Source organism: Burkholderia sp. RF4-BP95 (assembly GCF_001521985.1).
GTDB classification, from domain to species: Bacteria; Pseudomonadota; Gammaproteobacteria; order Burkholderiales; family Burkholderiaceae; genus Burkholderia; species Burkholderia diffusa.
Genome location: NZ_LOSX01000091.1, coordinates 1 through 17,553, shown reverse-complemented (window position 1 = coordinate 17,553; position 17,553 = coordinate 1). Strand labels below are relative to the sequence as shown.

Here is a 17,553-nt window from a genome sequence, read left to right as displayed (position 1 = left end):
TGCCTCGCGGCAACGCGCGCAGTTGAATTGCTGCAGTCCCGAACGCCCACGATTCTTACTGGAGTTTCCCGCCTCATGGCCTGTTTCGACCGCTACAGCCTACCCCTTTCGACGCCCTCCGAACGCACGGCCGACCGCTATCGCGCCGGTGTCGACCTGCTCCTGTCCCTGTGGTCGGGCGCGGCCGAAGCGCTCGACGAGGCGATCGCGGCCGATCCAGAATTCGCGCTCGCGCAGGCTGCCCGTGCGCGCCTTCATGCGATCCGCGCCGAGATCGGCGACGCGCGCGCGATGATCACGAACGCGGCCGCGCTCGTCGCCCGGAACGGCACACCGCGCGAGCGCAGCCACGTCAGGGTACTGTCGCTCGCGATCCACGGGCAGGCTGCAAAAGCACTGGCGGGCGCGCTCGAGCATGTCGATCGTTGGCCGCGCGACGTGATCGTGCTGTCGCTGCCGCTCGGCGCGTTCGGCCTGTTCGCATTTTCGGGCATGGCGGATCACAATCAGGCGCGCGTCGATCTTTGCGAGCGCTATGCACGGCATTTTGAGGATGACGACTGGTGGTTCCTGACGAATCGCGGCTGGGCACATGGCGAAAACGGTAACGTCCGGGTCGGCCGTACGATGACGCAGCGTGCGCTCGAGCTGCGTCGCCACAATGTCAATGCCGTGCACGCGGTCGCACACGTGCTATACGAGGCCGGTGCAAACGACGAGGCCGATACGGTGATCGCCGGCTGGCTGCCTGAATACGACCGCAGCGGCATCCTGCACGGTCACATTGCGTGGCATGCGGCCCTGATCGCACTCGAACGCGGCGACACCGAACGCGCACTCGCGATCTATGACACGCACGTAGCGCCAGCGGCGTCGCTGGGCGTGCCGATCAACGTGGTCAGCGATACCGCTTCGTTCCTCTGGCGCATGCAGGCCTACGGCCATACCGTTCCCGTCGGCAAGTGGGACGATGCGGCACGGTATGCATCGGATTATTTTCGGCAGGCGGGCTTCCCGTTCGCCGATGTCCATATGGCGTTGATCGCGGCGGCCACGGGCGCAACGGCGGCGCTCGACGAGCGCACGGGGGCGCTCGACGCGCTCGTCGAGGCCGGCACGCTGCGGGCCGGCGCTGTGGTGCCAGAGATCTGCCGCGCGGTGCTCGCATTCGCCGAGGAGAAATACGCGCAATGCGCGGCCCTCCTCGAGCCCGTGGCGCACGAGGTCGTGCGCATCGGCGGCAGCGGCGCGCAACGCGAGATCGTCCAGGATACGCTGCTGGTCGCCTGGATGCGCAGCGGCGACGCAGGCAAGGCACGCGCGCTGCTTGATCAGCGCCTGCATCGTCGCCCGTCGCCGCGCGATACACGCTGGCTCGGCCAACTCGTCACCGCCTGATCGGGCCTGTTCGTGCCGGCGTAACCGCCAGCAGCGGCGCGATTCGCGTCATCCATTTTGGCCACCATCGCGCGCCGGCTCGCGCAGCCGTTTCCGTTCGATTCAGCGCGATGACGCCACGCGGGTGGGGGGCGCGAAAGTACGCGCAACCACCAAGGAAGTCATATGTGTTCAAGCATCGCGGCCGTAATCGCGTTCTTGGTGATCACCGGGGTGGCGGGACGGCACGCTGAAGGATCAGACCATCGCAGCGACAGCGGGTGGATTGCTGATGTACTTTGTGCGCGAGACCGCGCAAGTACTGGGGTTCTGGCTCGGGAGAGCGAACGACGCACCGGCCCAGGCGCAATCAATCAGTTGTTTGCTGCATTGGCGAGCCGTCCGACTGAGGCAAAAGGGTGAGGGCCATGATTCGCGTGCCGACGTTCAGATGCTAGTTCGATGGTTAAGCCTGTCGATCGATATGGATGGCAGTCCCATTTTGGACTTTTGCTGCTCAATTTTGCGTAGATCTTTCAAGAGGCTACTGACTTTTGAGTGTTGCTCTGTTATGGCCCAAATGTTAGTGAGAATTTTGCTCGAATCGTCGTTAAGTCTCTTGATATTTCCGTCCAATTTATTTCTGATAATGACGGCATTGGTGTTGTCAAAGTACTTCTTGGTGTTACTGACGCGCTTTCGATAGGTGGATGAGGTGGCCATTTTAATGTAGTGGGAAATTCCGGATGGGCGACGTTTAAGGACATTATTCTCATGCAGAAGGAAATTTCCGGATTTTCCGAGGACTACGGTACGATTCATTAGGGCGAATGAGAGCTCTCTGTGTTTGGCATTCAATTCGCATGTGTCAGAATTGATTGCCTTGCGCAATCTGATGTAGAGGGCTTGAGCTTCCTCAATAGTATTCTTGAGCAACGACCCGCAATCGCTCAGTGTATGTCCAAGTCCTTCTGATAACAACATTTCAGATAAGGTGTTCGAGATTCGAGCAAGGTCGCGAGCGAGGGGAGGGCGACTGTCTTTCGAGTATAGGTGGTCGACTGCAGTCGACGAGATAGCAACGTGGCTGGACGGGATGCGCGAGGTCAGTGGGCTGAGCATAGAGTACAAGCGATGGGAATCGGCGATGTCAGTATTCGAAAAAAGTCCAATCGATTATTGGAGTTCGAACTTTACTCCCCTATCCTTATTTTTTGCTTGTCAAATACGGCCATGCAAAAAATGGCCAGCTTCGCGCTGGCCAGTTCCTTGCGCAGCCTGCTGACCCCAGCTTCCAGATCGTTGACCGGACGACGGCTGCACACTGGCGCATTGGCAGCCGGCTTTGCCGCCGTCTGCGTGTTGCCACTGCGCAGATCACCGAACCTGTTTCCCAACGTGGCCACTGGCACGCCCAGCCTTCAAGCGGCCTCATGCCGGCCAACGCTCTAGGCTCACCGTACCGCCTCCATTTTGAATTCCTTCGTGTATTACCATCTTGGTATCAGCTTCTCTGGCACGCTTTTCTCCGTACACACAAAAAGTTATCAAACTTCTTTCTATATGTGGAATCGTGGCAGGGTCATCGGGCAGCTGCATTGGTTTCCAACTCAATCCCGTCGAGTCTGCCGCACTTCGCTGACGCGTAGCCCAGAACTGATAAGCGGCCCCAGTACCGCGACATAGGCGTCGACGCGCAGGCCTCCTCGCGGTCGCGCAGTCGCCGCCGCGCGCAGGATCGATTGCAATTGGCCTGCGCTCAGGATGTACGGGGGATTGCGACGCGGTGATGGCAGCAGATGGTTGTCGGGGACCGAAGTTGCCGGATCGATAGCCTTTACGAAACGCAGAAATCCCTGCAGGGCACTGAGGATAGCCGCTGGGTTGGCGGTGCACGGTGAACCCGCGTGCCCCATTCGAGCACCTCCTTGGTCTTGATCGATTCGCCTGGCTGCTCGATGGCATAGTCTCGCACGAAGCGTGCGAGAACTCCGCCATGGGTATGCCGGTAACTCAGCAGTTCGCGGTGTTCGACGTAGCGGCTCAGCAGATCCTGAAGTTCCTCACCGTTCATGATCTGTCTCCCGGCCACGGCACGGCAATTCGCGCCAGCGAAGGCATGGCGAGCTTTGCATAGATGGCGGTGGACTGGAGGGACGATGGCCCAACACGTCGGCGATGTTCTTGAAGCTCAAACCACGCGTCAGCATGGTTGTTGCCGCGGCATGGCGCAAGAGATGTGCAGCACCGTGTGCGGGAGCGATATCGGCGCGTTTCAAGGCCCGGCGGACGATCTTGGAAATTGCGCTCGAGTCTGTGAATGGTCGCGCTGGCGGTACCGCTTGCAGGAAGATCGTCCTGTATGACGACGGAGGTCGCTCCCGTTTGACGTAAGCGAGCAATGCGCGTCCGACGTCGCGGAAGAGCGGCAGGTCCCGGTCACGACAAAACTTCGCCCCTCGGATATGAATGATGCCGTCGGCCCAGGCCACTTCATCCAGATTGAGGGCATGACTTCCGCAGCCCGCATCCCGGTCCTCGCGAGCAGCAATATGATTGCCGTGTTCCGCAGCGGCTGAAACCTAGGGCGGAAACCGATGCGCGTGATAAGGCGATTTCGTTTTCGTCATCGCATCATGTTACGCGTACACCCCGCCAACGTAACAGCGCCATGGCGATGCTTCGTCACCTGGACCAAGGAACCCATCGGCACTGAGCTGGCCGACCTACTGGCCGGGTACGGCACCAAACTTCAAACCAACTTCTCGTGAACACTTAGCCGATGATCCGCCGGTCGTGCAGATCGGCAGCGATTTTGCGCAGCAGCGCGGCGACGGCCGCATGTTGCCGTTCCGCGTAGACGTCACGCTTGCCCCACTTCATGCCGATATAGTTGGCGGTGGCCTCGCCTGTCCAAAGTGGCGTGCCGTCGCCGTCAATCAATGATGCCATAATCTTGAGCGTTGCATGAATGCCATCCTGCGTGCCGGTATCTCTGAGGAGCAGGACGGGCAGGCGATCCTGCTGCTGGTGATCGGCAAGAAGCGTTGCAACGAGGTTCGTTTTGACTGAACGGGCCCGTGCTTCAATGCCGTATGCCTGAAGGACCGACGGTGCGAGTTGGACGATGACCTCGCCGTCCGTCGTGTACGTACCCGGGTCGCGTGCCAGATCGTTGGCGGAAGAAGGCGAGCGGACCGTGGTGGCGTCTTCGTATATCACGAGCACACGGGTCAGTGGCGCATCCGGCTGCCGGACGATATGGCTCGTCAAACCGGAATCGGCGCTGCCGCCGATGACCGGCCCCGGGCCCATCATGTGAAGCGGAAGCGATGCTTGAGGGGCTTCCTGTGCGATCACGGGAAACGCCGCTCCCAGCGCGACGATCCAGCATGCTGCAGAGATCAGTGATTTATTCATCAGTTGCTCCGAGAAACCTCGCCATTCCCCAAGGGGACTTCCTTCGGGGCGCATGGCGGGGAGGAAAGGAGTGCCGTTGACAAACGGCATTCCAACGATAGCGTGATCGGCATGATCCTTGTCTACCGGTACCGGGTGAAATCGCTCAACGGACTGCTTAACAAACGGAGCCGTGCGGTGAGCTACATGTGGAACTTCTGCAACGACACGCAGAATCACGCGCTCGAGTGGGGCAAGAAATGGCCGACAGGGTTCGACCTGAACGTGCTGACCACCGGCAGCAGCAAGGAATTCGACATCCACGCCGGCACGGTCAACGCAACCTACGAGCAATACGCGCAGTCGCGTTGCCAGCGCCGTCGCCGGTACCTGCGCTATCGCGGTCGCAAATCGCTTGGCTGGGTACCCACCTGAAACGCGAGGGCAACGCGTTTCGCTTCGCCGCCCACACCTTCCGCGTGTTCAGCTGCCGGCCGCTTCCCGAAGGGAAGATCAAAGACAGCACTAACTTTGCACGGGATGCGCGCGGTCACTGGTTTCTCAACATCGAGTTCGAGATGCCTGATGTTCCGGCTCGCCCGATCCGCCCCGGCGTCGGCATCGATCTCGGTCCGAAAGACGTCGCCACACTTTCGACCGGCGAGACACTGCCTCATGTCTGGTTCGGCCAGCGCGCGACCGCAAAACTGGCGGAGGCCCAACGAACGTGAAAGCACCGGCGGCATATCGCGAAGCTGCACGCCAACGTAGCGACTGCCCGCGCCGCTTTCCAGCACAAGCTCGCACTCGATCTGGCGCGACGCTTCGATTACCTCGCGGTCGGCAACGTGTCGGCCGCCAAACTCACCAGAACCAGCTCTTGCTGAAGCAGCCTGAACGACCTCGGTTGTGAGGTTCAACCGGTTCTCGCCCCATAGGCGTTTCTTGCTAGCGAGTGGGCGCCGTGAATGTGGTGTCATGCATGATCGTGATACCAACGCGGCGTTGAACATTCTCCGATGCGGACGTGCATTGCCAGTGGTTGGAATCCTCCGCCTTTAGGCGGAAGAGGGCATCAATAAGCGTCCACATTTAGTTGTGGCGAACGGGAAAATTATAAGGACACGCATAGGAGCATGAAAGCGATCTAACCAAATTTAATATATCTTAAGATAATTTACACAGATCCAGATGCATCAGAATTTCGTCAATCTGACTGACCTAAAACATGGCTGCCCCTCTTCCCACCGGTGCCAGGCGGTTGGTTGGCATTTCCGCTTCCAGCTCAGCCTGCGCGACATCGAAAGAACTGCTGTTCGAGCGCAACATCGTATTGAGCCATGAAACGATCCGGCGCTGGCATGACAAGGTTAGGGTGTGCTTCGCTCGTCACCTCAAGGCTGTGCGACGTCAGCCGAGCAAGCAGCTGGTCACGTTGTTGTTTGGGCAGCGCATCGAGGGCAGGAAGGGATAGCCGGTCATTGGAGGCGGCGTCACTTGCCATTGATCCACTTAAAGAAGAACTAGATCATTTTTTCGATGTTATTGAAGGCAAGGTGGTGCCATCAATAACTCTTCAAGACTCTCTCAGGGTTATGGAGTTAGTGGAAAAAACCAAGGAAATTGGAAATTTATAGGAGATAGCTTCAATGCCAATATCTGATAGGCCGCTAGACGCCGATTCTGGTCGGCGTTTAATAATTCGTGAAAAAAATGGATTTCGACTTGAGCATTCGTCATCGATTGGCATATGCGGATATCTGATTTTGTCACCGATTGCACCAGCGGATCGATTTTCTGATCTTTCCTCTTCCGTCCTCAGTGCTTTGGGAGGGGAGCTAGCTTTTGCGACCGATCTGATCCAACGCCATACCGCGGCCGAGCGTGTTTATTGTTTGTCATTTGGAGAGGAGGTTTCAAATATTCACTTTCATTTACTTCCGCGAACGCGTGTAATTCTCAATAATTTCTTAAAAAATAGCGGCCAAGCCGGGCACATTGCGAATGGCGCGCTTCTTTTCGATTGGGCAAGGGAGACGTTTAAATCCGACAACTTGAGAAATCCCGATATTATTAATGCTGTTGAGCGCATGCGAGTTGAATAGTGCACCTCATGTTCTTGACGAAGGTGATGGTCTTGAATCTCTTCGGAGCAGACTCCCCACCGCTTGCAGCGCAGAAGGAAACTTTTCCGTTGAGCAAATAGCCACATGAGCCACATTGTAACGGCATTGATAAACCACCTGGTATCTCCTGCATCATCGACAAATGCGGTGTTCGACGAGCGGGATGATGACTTCCCGAATCGGGTCTGCCTTAAGATCGCCGATCGCTAATAGGTCCAATTTCTGGAGATCAGTACAGGCAAGGTCTTTGTTCAATCTTCGCCAAAATCCTCGTCCGGCTGCAATGCATCGAGCGGCTCGAGGATCGTCCGCACTCGTGTGAGTTCATCAACGAATTCGTCGATCAGATCCAACGCCTCCAGCACCCGCTCCGGCAGCGCACCGCGGCGGCGTGACGGCGCTATCGATGCACCGTTGAGCACGGAGTGCGTCATGCTATGGATTTCGAGCAGATCGTCGCGCAGTCCTTCGGGATCGTACAGTTGGGTTCGGATGCGATCGACGATGTCGACCGTGGCCAACAGGCGTGTCGTGTCATAGCTCGATTCGAGCCGCGCGAGCGCCGCGGTGTCGACGCCGCCGAAAAATGTGGTCGTTGTGGCTGGACGTGCAGTCATGGGCGGGGCGAATAGCGACGGGGTGCGTGGCGGTATAGCGGATCTCTGATCCAGGCTTCCGGGCGGCGATCGAGGTGTAGTTTATAGTGACCGAAGCGCCGGATGTTGTGGGTCGGGTACGGGCTCAGGAAAGCGATGTCCTCGGCGCGTACGTTCTCACCGTTTGAGACCATCTCGCGCAGCACTTGCATCATGTCGACCGTGTTCTGCAGGATGACGGCGGAGGCAATCAGGTCGTTGTAGCGCAGCCGTTTCTGCTGCTCCTCCGGCTCGTTCTCAGCAATCACGTCGTCGCCGAAGTCCAGCCATTTCGCGAACCCATTGTACGACTCGATCTTGTTCGTGTTCGCGGTCACCTCGTGCCGCAGCTCAAGGCTACCGATCCACTGAAGCAGGTACACGGTGCGCACCACGTTGCCAAGCTCGCGCGCGGCCAGGTACAGTCGGTTCTTGCGGCTTTCGGAACCAAGCCGGCGCAGCAGCAGCGGCGACGAAATCGTACCGGCCTGGATCGACAGCGCGACCTGCATCAGTTCCTGCCAGTGCTGTTCGATCAGCGTCCAATCGATGGTCGCCGTGAACAGCGAGAAATCGCCGAGGTCCTCAAGCCAGGCGAGTTGGTCGATCAGCAGGTCCAAGTGCTGCCGGGACGGACGCTTGGCATGCCGCTTGATTCGGTTGTAGGCCGTTTGCCGGTTCGACCAATCGCGCGCGAGCAGCCGGTCGGTCAGGCGCCGCGTAACGCGCTTGAAGAGTCGGGCCCGGGCGTGGATCTGCTCAGTCAGCCGATCGAGCGTCGAGAACGCTGGCAGCTCGATATTGCGCGCGATTAACTCGTCGATCGTCGCGTTGATGATGTCGACCGGTTGGTCCATTGTTAGCGAAGCGGTGTGCGCCGCGCGCGTCGCGATCGCGTTCGCGTCAGTGCCGTAGTACGGCTGCACGTCCAGATCAGAATATTGGCGTCATCGTCAGCAGCCTCCAGCATGCTCTTGTTGCTAGTGCTGTCGATGTCGGCTATCAAGCCGCCTTTGCCGCGATAGATCGGCAAACGAGCGGGCATGCTGCGGGACGGTTGGTCACGAAGGCGAAGATGAAGCCCCTCTTCGATGAGCCGGGTCAACGTTGTGTGCTAGCGAGCCGCGGCCAGCTTGGCCTTCGTTACAAGTTCGTCGTTCAAGTCGAGTGTCGTTCTCATGGCTAGCGTCCCATAGACGCAATACAGATATCTGCATTACATCTCGTACCGAGGCCACATTGGAATGTTTGATTGTTCTGGAGGTTGAGATCCTGTACGTCGCCAAATACGCGCTCGTCGGGCATTGAGCGTGCAGTCGCGACCCGGTGGCGGACAGTGGGCGTTGCTCGCACGCGAAACGCGAAGTTGGCCCCCGATCGATTCAAGCGACGGTTTTGCTGCGCACTTGAACTTGCCGATTGCCCAATCGACGACCGGAGGCTGGTTGGATGAATGCGATCGTCATCTGATCTCGCATCAATTAGTGGGCGACTTTCGCTTGACGGTCCATACGCTGAACATGGAGGAGAGCGTTGCGCAGATGCTACTCCGTATGTTCGACATGTTGGTCGCCAGTTTCGACGTCACGTGGTTGCCGCACCAATCGTTGCGGGGCATCGACGTACAGCCCCCAGCCGATTTTGCTGACCAGATTGCCAGATACGGAACTGGCAATCGCGCTGCACACATCGTAAGTCTGACGCCCCTCATCAGGAGAATGCAGGATTTTTTTCAAATGTGACGACATGATGTTGGGGATGCCAACGGTTGCGGTAGACCAAGCTCCTCGAATCAATGATCGCGCATCCGGACGTGTGAATACAGCTTGGTGCGGCGCGTAGACGCACGCGTTGTGTGATGTGGCCGACCATCGAGCGGCGAGCGTTTCGAACACCGATTTCGCCACAGATCCAATCACTGCACCATGCAATGCGGCTTCAAGACCGCCGAGTACGGTTCGTGACGACCTAAGCAAGGTGCTACCTACCGCACCGAATGCGCCCGCGACCGACCCGACCCAAGGCGCGAGCAACGCCCACCCCCCCTCATGACGTTCGGGGAATTGCAACTTCATGCGTCCACCCAGTCCTCGCAACAGGCTCGTCACGCCGGCATTGACCCACGACGACGACATGCTGTTCAGTGCGCCGGCAACGCCGGCCAAACACGCGCTCGGTTGAGATATCGGCAACACGGTCAAGGTTACGCCTCCCGCCAATACCGCGCCGAAACCCGCGTATAACTTGCGTCGCACCGGGTCGAGCGGAAAATGGTGTTGTGCATAGCGGTGCCCCATATAGCCGCCGGCCAAAGCGGCCGACAGCGGAACAAGTGCGATACCGGTGCCCCAATAGGCTGCCGTGTTGGGCAGACTTTGGACGCCAATGTCGACACCGATTCCGGCGGCATGACCGGCAATTTGAGCCACAGTGGCACGTAGGGTGCCCGAGGCCATCGCATTGGCGGTTTGCATCGTCGTGACCGATTCGGGGTTCTCGGTTGGGTTTGGAATATCCGACTCGCGTGGTGGCGTGAAGGGAATCATTTGAGTGTCTTTGGTGTTGCTCGAAGAGCTCGCCACCCCAGCCATCGAGACGGTTCTGACTCGAAGACGTGCGGGCGACAAATCCGCATCCTGCAAATTTGTGTCCGACGCAGAGCGCCTCAGCGCGCTCGATTGCTCCCTACGGATTTTCCCCTCAAACGACGGGAATTCGAGAGCAGGTTGTATGCGTGTTAATGCGCTCCGAATGGTGCTGCGCGTATCCTCGTCGGAGTCGCTTTCGGAGGGGGGCGAGTCGGTCGAGTTCTGAGAAATCAAATGATGCGACATCGTATCTTGCCCGCTACCAGTACGGCTAATTGAGAACATCGTTTCTCCTGTAGACATTGACACATTCAGTGAGTCGGTTAGCAGGTCGCGTCTTCAGCCCCGTACTTGCCATGCGGCATACGGGAGATTGGGCGACCGAAGCGCACCAACTTCACTCTCTGTGAGGCTGGTGCCGGGATTTGAAAGTTCGTCTGGCATGCGACAAGAAACGATCATGTTGACGATCGGAAGTTCTATACGAGAACGGACCTGCAAGGTGGCTGCAGCCTGAGCATGTCAACTGCCCGAGGTCGCGCCCAGGGCACCGGAGCGCGTGGACGCGCTTGCAAGATCGACTGTTAGTGGGTCAAAGCAGGCTTAGATCGCGGCGGCGCGGGCAAGAATGCCCAACGCGGCGGAAATGACGTTCATGCGGGCACAAAGTTGATGAAGCTTTCTTCCGGCTTTCGGCCCAGGAATCGAGGCCGCTCCCCAAGATTGAAATGACCCTAAGAAATCAGGCAGGTCAGTCTTGCTGCGAGAAGGATGTGGCACCAACGACCTGAACGCTGACTGCGATGTTCGACACAACCCGGCTTGGTGCCGGATTTTTTCTGCGCGGTTTTCACAAGAGCGCGCTCGACTAGGACGATAGAATGCTGAGCTTTGCCCCGATCGGGAGAACGCGGATGCTAACCTATCAGGATCTGAGCGCGCGGTATCAGGCATACCAGGAGGCGAAAAGCGAATATCGGTGCTATCTGCAGCAATGCATTGCACGGTTCGCGACGAAGTTCGAGGCCGCCTTGGCGTTGCCGTCGCCGACGTGGCGGGATGCCAACGGCGTGTTGCACCACTATGTTGAATTGGGCGTGGTGGAAGACGGTCAATTCGTGATGGTGCCAGCAGCGAAGATAGAGGGCGACGATCGGTCGATTCGGTTTGCAGTGGGCTTGACGCTCGAAGCCCGACCGGGTTGGCTGCCCAAAACGCATCATGTGCAGGAAGTCGTCATCCGAGCCACGCAGACGTCGGTGGAGTTCAACCTGGTGGGCGATCCAACGCTCACGGTGGGCGTGGTGCGAGACGGATCGACGGAGGAATTTTCGACCGTGATTGGTGCAATGATCGTACGAATTTATGCGTCGATGGATCCGGACGTGTTCAAAGCAAGAACGTTGTGAATCTGGCCAGCCCTCTATTGAAGCGGGTTGGCGAGTATGTTGACCCCGCATCGGCCAGTCTGGCGGTGCGGGTTTAATGAGATGGTCACCCCCACAATACACGCGGGATACGCTGTAAGGTGTCAGCGCTTGTCACAGGCGTGGCGATCGCGTACGTCATGGAGCCGCTGATCGTAGCGATGGCTGGCATCACGAGCAACGGCAAGCAGCAGTCGATCGGCTTCTTGATTGGCCTGTTCGGGCTGCGCCTGACCAAGGAGGCCTTCCGGTTGATCACCTCGGGCGCGGTGACCGACTGGGTGCGGCGACATTTCCTGCCGGAAGCCACATGATGGTGACGACATTTTTGATCGCGAACTCGATCGTCGCGGCGGTCTGCATCTGGATCACAATCGCGCGTGGCCTGCCCACCGGCTGGTGGGGTCTACTCGGATTCTCGATCATTGGCGTGACGGCGGCAAACCTCTTCAAGCCGATCCACATGCAGCGCGCCATCGATGCGCCCGAGACGCTGATGATGGTGGGCACGGCGATCGTGTGCGCACGAGCGGTGGTAAAAAGGGCGTTCTGGTAACGAACAGATCGAAATTCGGCAGCACGGAGGCGATAGAGGGAGCACATTCATTTTCAAATATCGTGAAGGACGCCATGGTACCGAGTCAAGCAAGCGGATCACGAAGTCCGTATACCCTTGTCCAGCGAACTTCATCTCACAGTCGAAGCGAGCGAACGCGAGCGGATATCATAGATGCAGCGTGCAATTCATCGCGGCGCGGGGAGCAACGCGTTGCGTCGCTGCAAACATTGTCGGCTAACGCTTACTGGGGCGCCTTAAACATCCCGCAAGATATTACTCGGATCGCCAATCAGATGGCTGAAAGCAGTCTTCCCGAGGCAATCAAGCGAAGGCTTGTCCGTATCGCAGGTGATAGTGTCAGGCAAGCCACCACGTCAAATACCTCCGTTGAACTTGCGCGGGAAATCGCTCATGCGCGTGCGATGCGTGGGACGCCGTGCTCCGAGGTCGAAGAGGACCACGGATTTTGGCTTCGCCATCCAACGAGAGAGTTGTCACTCGCCACGGTCTTTCAGCTCTGGCGCACGCGACTTGAGCTGGAGATGTCTATTGTGCACGGACCAGCCGGTGCACGTGTGATGCGTGGAGAATCTTGCGACACGGTGGCGTCGGAACATGGCCTGACGTGCGACGAAGCTGTGCTTGCGCTAGAGATGAAGGCGGTCGGGACAGTCGGTAGCGGTATGGTGTTGCGTGGTGCAACTTTCGAGCAAACAGCGTTAGCACTGGGGATCCACTGCATCGAAGCGCGTGTCGAACTGCACCGGCTGGTCGAAACTTGTCAGACAGAGGGCACTGGCGTGAGTGGTGAGCCGTCGTGCGAGTAGCATCCCGCGTACGTGAATGCCTGCGAATTCATGATTGAGAATTCTTTTCAAGCATGCAATTAGTCCGGCGCTTACGCGCTCCTCCATTCAGGCCAGGCACGGCCGGAATGGCGTCCAACGTCGGTTCGAAACATCACCGATCGTGACGATTGGCACCGCTCACGGTGATCGCCAGCGAAACAGCCCGAACGTCGACTATAAGGTGCCGCTTCGCGCCTAATTGGCCCCGGTCCGTTGGGGTCGGACCGGTTTCCTGCCCACCGGACTCGCGCCATCGATGCTTGCTCGCCCCCAATCGATTTGATCGTCCTCGCGCAAGCGGTGCAGCATCGCCACACGTGGTCTGCCCCCCGCGGCTTGCCATTCGCGGAGTCGACGCCAACAAGTCATCCCGCTGCCGAATCCGAGTTCCCAAGGAAGGTCTTCCCAAGGGATACCGCTTTGGAGCACGAACGGGATGTCGTTCAGCGCGGCACGGTCATCGACCGAACGACGCCGACCACCGTTGGGCGAAGGCTCGAACTCCGGAATCAGCGGTTGGAGCACCGTCCACAATTCGTTGCTGATCTTTCTTCTTGCTATGCACGCAACAGTACGGACTGACGAGCATCGTGTCCAGTTGTGTTAGCCGCTCCAATGACGGCCCACTCCACCTTACAAGCTGGACGCGTGCCACGGTGATCAGTATCAGGCAGCATCGTTCGCGTAACCGCGCGATAGTTTGAATTTTGACTACGGAGAAACTCATGCTACCTGTATCCGCCCCTTCACGGAATTCAGCGCCAGCATTCAACTCTACGGAACGGTTGGCTCAATCTTCGCTGTTGGTCACCGGGCGCTCTATTGTTGCGTACTCAATCCAATCAGATATCGTAGACATCGCTTGTTATCCTGATCGATTTCCCGAAGTTGCTCGCATGGCCCCGCAGCTTTCAGTTGACGAAGAAATGCACGTCAAGATGACGCTTCCCGGTGACCTGGGCAGAGTCGCGGATTGGATTAGCAAGAGCGGAAAAAGCGGTGAAAAACAGCGCCAGCTCACATGCGCGGCAGCAGAAAGGTTGCGAATTGCGACGGTGCAAAATTCGAGTTCTGAACTCGCATTGCTGATTGCTCGGGAACGGGTAATACGCGGCGCCCCCTGTGGCAGGGTCGCTGCGGAGCACGGTATTGCGTTTGAAATATCTCCTGGCACTATGTACGACTACTTGGAACATAGTGTATTGGATCGGGAAAGCGCAGCCCTACGGAGCGTGCTCAATGGCAAGCCGTGTAATGACGTTGCAGAGAAGCATGATGTTCGCAGTGTGCACGCACGCGGACGGCTAGAGCTAGAGTCGATCGTTAAAAACGGCAGAATTTTGGCAATGCAAGGGGCGTCGCGTGATGCGATCATCGCGAGGCTGGGCGTGTCCACAAGCGACGGCAAGGAACAAGTCGATTATGTACTTTCGAAGTTCGGACCACGAGCGTAACCTGCATGTCGTATCATCCTCGGCGTTAAAGATTCTCCCACTCTCAACCCGGCTTCGGCCGACTGGAATTGGTCGCGGCAATGTACCGGTGGCCACATGAGCGCGGGCGGATCGATCGCTTGCCTTTCACCTACTCCGATATCGCCGTGAGCGACATCGGGCATGACCTGGCCCCTGTCACAGGCGGCCGCAAGCCGTTGAGCCGACCGGCAGTGTTGCTCGACGAGTGGGACAAGGAACCTGCATTCCTGACCGCAGAGCAGTTGAAGGTCGCGCGCAATCGATGCGCTCTGCGTCCCAGCAGCTGCTGTTCGACCTGATGGCGCGAGTTGCTCTGCGCTCAGTCGAGGCACGCACCTTCCCTCTGTCGTACGTGATTGATCCCCGGACCCAAAAGGCTCTGAAGCCAGGCACTTTGATCGGCGTGCGCCTCGACCCGCGGGACATGAAGATCAAGTTCGACAAGCCACGCGTCGAGCACGTTGGCCGGCGCGGACTCCCCATGCCGCGCGGGCCATTCATAGCCGTCCCAACCCGCCACAAGAATCCGATTCCTGATTGAACCATCAAAAATCAGCCTATTCCGCCCCCGATCGCCGCAATCTCCGATCGCCAACGCTCGCGTCGCTGGGTAGTATTGCGCCGTGGACAGTTGCTTTCCCTGTCTACAACTCATGGTGCTTGGAACCTGCCGCCCCGAACATCGGGCGGCATTCCCTTACCGCCGACTTTGGGCCCTCGCTTCTTGCACCTCCAGGATGCAGCGCGGGGAAGCCAGTGGAGTTCATCCACGGAGGGCCCACCCTCTCATAACGAATCACATCCCTCGGCGCGCTCAAACGCTGCGCGAAGCGCGACCATACATCACGCCATAAGAGCCGTCGATGGCCGTGACGATGCATATCGTGTTAGCGGAGGCGGCATTCCTCCCTTACCCGAAAGCGATGCGACAGATTCTCGACCTGCACGACCGCGTGGGCCGTATCCCGGGATTGATCGTGCAGGCGGTTACCGAGCCGCCGGTATACTCCGGCGGCTTGTATGGCTTTTTCTACATGATCGGCGCATATGTGGCACCAACGCTCATGGACGCGATTTCGCCGGAACAGTGGTTGTTCATGACCAACGTGCTGTACGTGGTCGGGTGGATCGCGATCAGTTGGTTCGCTCCGGTCGCGGGCACGCTCGGGCTTGGCCCGATCGCGCTGCCGCGCTGGACGGGACCGGGTCGAGCGTTCTTCGATCAGCACGCGTTCCCGTTCACGTTGTATCGTGAGCTGATCGGCTCGTCGTGGCTGGACACGCTTTCAGGGCAGATCAAGTCGGGCATCGGTGAGGCGACAGCACTTGAACAGCAGATCAGGTTGGCGCCCCCATCGTTTGCATCTCGACTTCGACCACTTTGGCAGGGCATTCGCCGCGGCGAGAAGCTATCGGTCGCGATGCGTGAAACCGGCCACGGTTTTCTGTCGCTCGATCTGATCGACCGGATCGCGATGTTGCAGGGACGCAGCAACTTCGCGGACGTGATCGAGACGGCAGCGCAGCAGTTTGGCGAGAAGGTTGCACGCAGCATCCGTTCGTCCGCGAGACGCTTCATCATTTGACGAATCGCGTCAGTCGACACTTCCGGGACCATCTGAGAAATTTCAGCAGCCGTCAGCGAGGTGCCGTGAGCCAATATTGCTGAATAGACCATCAGCAACTCGGTGCGTGACCGCGGCTCGCGACCGAGCAGGGTCCAGCTGAACTGTGTCGCACTGTCGATTTCGAGGATGATCTCGGGAAATTGACCTGGTGGATGCGCTTCGAAGATCTGGCGTCGAAGTTGATCGGCTTGCGTGTCTGGATTCTGGGCCGCCATCGGCTCAAGGCGAACAGCCGCATCGACACGGATCGAACCATTCGCCACAGCTTCGTCGAGGAGGGCGAGGCGCTGATCGAGCTGTTGAAGGATCGGCTCGAGAAATTCGTTCGGGTCCTATGGGGGGCCGAGGTGTCCGTAGTGATGGTTATGCCTTGCCAGCCACTGCTCGGTCGAGATCAGGATATGTGACCGGCTTCGGAACGAGAAGCTGTGATTGATACACAGTTGAACGTAAGCGCTCTTTGAAGGACGTCATTACACGGCGAGGCTGATCGGTATCAGAGAGCACCGTTCGCGTAACCGCGCGATAGTATAAATTTTGAAAATCGGGAGGCTAATGTATCCTGCATCCGGCATTTCACGGGCTTCAGTGCCTATTACTGTTCGTGGGCAAGCGGGACAACATGCTAGGCCCGAAGTGGATCAGATCCGCGCAGATATTGTCGAACTCGCTTGCGCAGAAAACAGATTTCCTCAAGCGATGCGCTTTGAAACGTACCCCCTTTCTGCAGACGAAGTGAATCGCGTCAAGCTGCGGGTGCCTGATGACCTTATCCGGGTCGCGACATGGATCGACGAGAGCCAGATCCCTTACGTAAAAGGGCACGCACTCATGCGCGCGGCTGCGGGAAATCTACGAAAAGCGACATCGGACAATTCATCTCTTGGGCTGGCGATGGTGATCGCGTGCGCACGCGTGATGCGTGGGACGCCGTGTCCGAGAGTCGCACGGGAACACGGCATTCCAGCGACCCATGTAGTTTCGGACACTTGGTATTCCCGGTGCTCTCCTCGAGAGGAACTGGAGTGGGCAGTTTGTCACGCACAATCTGTGGCGCGATGGCGGATGAGCCAAGGCGAACCATGTGATATGGTCGCCTACAACTACGGCCTGCACCATAAGGAAGTGCGCTTGGAACTGGAGCGCTTTGCTATTTCGTGCCACGGGGCAGCGATGGTGCAGAGCGGAAAATCGCGTGATGAGATCAGCGAGTCATTGGGCGTGCGCACTGACGAAGGCAAGGAGATAGTAGATGCAATGATCTTTGATAGCCGATTGCAACGGACGAAATCGACTCAAACCGAGTTAACCGCCGTCCACCGATAGTATCCTTCTTTTCCACTTCCAGCCCGGCTTCGGCCGGGTTGTTTCGTTTGCTTCCGCCTCGTGCAGCCATTTTTGTTTTTGGAATCCAGAGATGGATCGACCATCGTTCCGGTGCGCGACGCAACTGTCCGACCCGCTCGTCAATCGATGGTTTGCGCACATCGT

At 58.2% G+C, this 17,553-nt stretch carries 15 protein-coding genes and 7 pseudogenes; 13 read left to right on the top strand and 9 right to left on the bottom strand.

Annotated features, from left to right (window positions below; genetic code table 11):
- The first annotated feature begins 75 nt into the window (after positions 1–75).
- Positions 76–1,398 (top strand): tetratricopeptide repeat protein, encoded by a 1,323-nt coding sequence (locus WS46_RS31170; protein WP_059524587.1) that lies wholly within the window; start codon positions 76–78, stop codon positions 1,396–1,398.
- Between the two features lie 1,220 nt (positions 1,399–2,618).
- On the opposite strand, the pseudogene WS46_RS35790 reads toward WS46_RS31170, so the two are convergent.
- A pseudogene (locus WS46_RS35790) lies at positions 2,619–2,849 on the bottom strand (IS3 family transposase); the annotation flags it as partial.
- A gap of 425 nt (positions 2,850–3,274) precedes the next feature.
- Between WS46_RS35790 and WS46_RS35785 the strand changes: the two are divergent.
- Positions 3,275–3,514, top strand: a complete 240-nt coding sequence (locus tag WS46_RS35785) for a hypothetical protein (RefSeq protein ID WP_059524583.1) — start codon at positions 3,275–3,277, stop codon at positions 3,512–3,514.
- Here the strand turns inward: WS46_RS35785 and WS46_RS36965 are convergent.
- Together WS46_RS36965 and WS46_RS31155 are read right to left on the bottom strand one after the other, a co-directional pair.
- Positions 3,441–3,878: a tyrosine-type recombinase/integrase gene (locus WS46_RS36965; RefSeq protein ID WP_373557183.1), complete on the bottom strand. Its 438-nt coding sequence runs from the start codon at positions 3,876–3,878 to the stop codon at positions 3,441–3,443. The two genes, WS46_RS35785 and WS46_RS36965, sit on opposite strands and share 74 nt — an antisense overlap.
- Positions 3,879–4,152: 274 nt before the next feature.
- The gene (locus tag WS46_RS31155) at positions 4,153–4,797 is read right to left on the bottom strand and encodes a hypothetical protein (protein WP_156437170.1); all 645 of its coding nucleotides are present in this window, start codon (positions 4,795–4,797) and stop codon (positions 4,153–4,155) included.
- 111 nt (positions 4,798–4,908) lie between these two features.
- Between WS46_RS31155 and WS46_RS31150 the strand changes: the two are divergent.
- The 3 genes and pseudogenes from WS46_RS31150 to WS46_RS35780 all read left to right on the top strand — a co-directional run bounded on the left by WS46_RS31150 (position 4,909) and on the right by WS46_RS35780 (position 6,881).
- Positions 4,909–5,838, top strand: a pseudogene (locus tag WS46_RS31150) (RNA-guided endonuclease TnpB family protein).
- Positions 5,839–5,967: 129 nt separating this feature from the next.
- Positions 5,968–6,199, top strand: a pseudogene (locus tag WS46_RS31145) (hypothetical protein); the annotation flags it as partial.
- A 226-nt stretch (positions 6,200–6,425) separates the two neighbouring features.
- Positions 6,426–6,881, top strand: coding sequence for a hypothetical protein (locus WS46_RS35780; RefSeq protein ID WP_156437169.1), 456 nt, complete (start codon positions 6,426–6,428; stop codon positions 6,879–6,881).
- 272 nt (positions 6,882–7,153) lie between these two features.
- Here the strand turns inward: WS46_RS35780 and tnpC are convergent, their stop codons facing one another.
- From tnpC to WS46_RS35775, 4 genes and pseudogenes are all read right to left on the bottom strand, one after another.
- Positions 7,154–7,519, bottom strand: coding sequence for a Tn3 family transposase post-transcriptional regulator TnpC (gene tnpC, locus WS46_RS31140; RefSeq protein ID WP_059524579.1), 366 nt, complete (start codon positions 7,517–7,519; stop codon positions 7,154–7,156).
- A pseudogene (locus WS46_RS36660) lies at positions 7,516–8,103 on the bottom strand (Tn3 family transposase); the annotation flags it as partial. The gene tnpC and the pseudogene WS46_RS36660, both read right to left, overlap by 4 nt.
- Positions 8,104–8,304: 201 nt before the next feature.
- Positions 8,305–8,463, bottom strand: a pseudogene (locus WS46_RS36655) (DUF4158 domain-containing protein); the annotation flags it as partial.
- A gap of 618 nt (positions 8,464–9,081) precedes the next feature.
- Positions 9,082–10,083: a hypothetical protein gene (locus WS46_RS35775; protein ID WP_156437167.1), complete on the bottom strand. Its 1,002-nt coding sequence runs from the start codon at positions 10,081–10,083 to the stop codon at positions 9,082–9,084.
- A 923-nt stretch (positions 10,084–11,006) separates the two neighbouring features.
- Between WS46_RS35775 and WS46_RS31125 the strand changes: the two genes are divergently transcribed.
- The 4 genes from WS46_RS31125 (at position 11,007) to WS46_RS31110 (ending at position 12,938) form a co-directional block, all read left to right on the top strand.
- Positions 11,007–11,534 carry a hypothetical protein gene (locus tag WS46_RS31125; RefSeq protein ID WP_059524573.1) on the top strand — a complete coding sequence of 176 codons (528 nt, stop codon included), beginning with the start codon at positions 11,007–11,009 and terminating at the stop codon, positions 11,532–11,534.
- Between the two features lie 158 nt (positions 11,535–11,692).
- Positions 11,693–11,866: a hypothetical protein gene (locus WS46_RS34775; RefSeq protein ID WP_156437165.1), complete on the top strand. Its 174-nt coding sequence runs from the start codon at positions 11,693–11,695 to the stop codon at positions 11,864–11,866.
- Positions 11,863–12,108: a hypothetical protein gene (locus WS46_RS31115; protein ID WP_059524571.1), complete on the top strand. Its 246-nt coding sequence runs from the start codon at positions 11,863–11,865 to the stop codon at positions 12,106–12,108. The genes WS46_RS34775 and WS46_RS31115 overlap by 4 nt, the downstream gene beginning before the upstream one ends.
- 296 nt (positions 12,109–12,404) lie before the next feature.
- Complete coding sequence (locus WS46_RS31110) at positions 12,405–12,938, top strand: hypothetical protein (RefSeq protein WP_156437163.1); 534 nt, start codon at positions 12,405–12,407, stop codon at positions 12,936–12,938.
- A 67-nt stretch (positions 12,939–13,005) separates the two neighbouring features.
- On the opposite strand, the pseudogene WS46_RS34770 reads toward WS46_RS31110, so the two are convergent.
- Positions 13,006–13,520: pseudogene (locus WS46_RS34770) on the bottom strand (IS5 family transposase); the annotation flags it as partial.
- A gap of 164 nt (positions 13,521–13,684) precedes the next feature.
- Here WS46_RS34770 and WS46_RS35770 point away from each other — a divergent pair.
- The 3 genes from WS46_RS35770 (at position 13,685) to WS46_RS31100 (ending at position 16,020) form a co-directional block, all read left to right on the top strand.
- Positions 13,685–14,413, top strand: a complete 729-nt coding sequence (locus tag WS46_RS35770) for a hypothetical protein (protein WP_156437161.1) — start codon at positions 13,685–13,687, stop codon at positions 14,411–14,413.
- Between the two features lie 119 nt (positions 14,414–14,532).
- The gene (locus WS46_RS36650; RefSeq protein ID WP_257127610.1) at positions 14,533–14,733 is read left to right on the top strand and encodes a hypothetical protein; all 201 of its coding nucleotides are present in this window, start codon (positions 14,533–14,535) and stop codon (positions 14,731–14,733) included.
- A gap of 564 nt (positions 14,734–15,297) precedes the next feature.
- Positions 15,298–16,020: a type II secretion system F family protein gene (locus WS46_RS31100; RefSeq protein ID WP_059524567.1), complete on the top strand. Its 723-nt coding sequence runs from the start codon at positions 15,298–15,300 to the stop codon at positions 16,018–16,020.
- On the opposite strand, the pseudogene WS46_RS34765 reads toward WS46_RS31100, so the two are convergent.
- Positions 15,978–16,499 (bottom strand): annotated as a pseudogene (locus WS46_RS34765) (Tn3 family transposase); the annotation flags it as partial. The gene WS46_RS31100 and the pseudogene WS46_RS34765 sit on opposite strands and share 43 nt — an antisense overlap.
- Before the next feature lie 199 nt (positions 16,500–16,698).
- On the opposite strand from WS46_RS34765, the gene WS46_RS35765 reads away from it, so the two are divergent.
- Entirely contained in the window at positions 16,699–17,388 is a 690-nt protein-coding gene (locus tag WS46_RS35765) for a hypothetical protein (RefSeq protein ID WP_156437159.1), read from the top strand.
- The last annotated feature ends 165 nt before the right edge of the window (positions 17,389–17,553 follow it).

What these genes read in the sequence shown, in the direction of transcription:
- WS46_RS31125 (WP_059524573.1), top strand. Translation starts at nt 11,007, where the DNA reads ATGCTGAGCTTTGCCCCGATCGGGAGAACGCGGATGCTAACCTATCAG.
- WS46_RS31170 (WP_059524587.1), top strand. Translation starts at nt 76, where the DNA reads ATGGCCTGTTTCGACCGCTACAGCCTACCCCTTTCGACGCCCTCCGAA.
- WS46_RS35770 (WP_156437161.1), top strand. Translation starts at nt 13,685, where the DNA reads ATGCTACCTGTATCCGCCCCTTCACGGAATTCAGCGCCAGCATTCAAC.
- tnpC (WP_059524579.1), bottom strand. Translation starts at nt 7,519, where the DNA reads ATGACTGCACGTCCAGCCACAACGACCACATTTTTCGGCGGCGTCGAC.
- WS46_RS31115 (WP_059524571.1), top strand. Translation starts at nt 11,863, where the DNA reads ATGATGGTGACGACATTTTTGATCGCGAACTCGATCGTCGCGGCGGTC.
- WS46_RS35780 (WP_156437169.1), top strand. Translation starts at nt 6,426, where the DNA reads ATGCCAATATCTGATAGGCCGCTAGACGCCGATTCTGGTCGGCGTTTA.
- WS46_RS31100 (WP_059524567.1), top strand. Translation starts at nt 15,298, where the DNA reads ATGGCCGTGACGATGCATATCGTGTTAGCGGAGGCGGCATTCCTCCCT.
- WS46_RS31155 (WP_156437170.1), bottom strand. Translation starts at nt 4,797, where the DNA reads ATGAATAAATCACTGATCTCTGCAGCATGCTGGATCGTCGCGCTGGGA.
- WS46_RS34775 (WP_156437165.1), top strand. Translation starts at nt 11,693, where the DNA reads ATGGAGCCGCTGATCGTAGCGATGGCTGGCATCACGAGCAACGGCAAG.
- WS46_RS31110 (WP_156437163.1), top strand. Translation starts at nt 12,405, where the DNA reads ATGGCTGAAAGCAGTCTTCCCGAGGCAATCAAGCGAAGGCTTGTCCGT.
- WS46_RS35775 (WP_156437167.1), bottom strand. Translation starts at nt 10,083, where the DNA reads ATGATTCCCTTCACGCCACCACGCGAGTCGGATATTCCAAACCCAACC.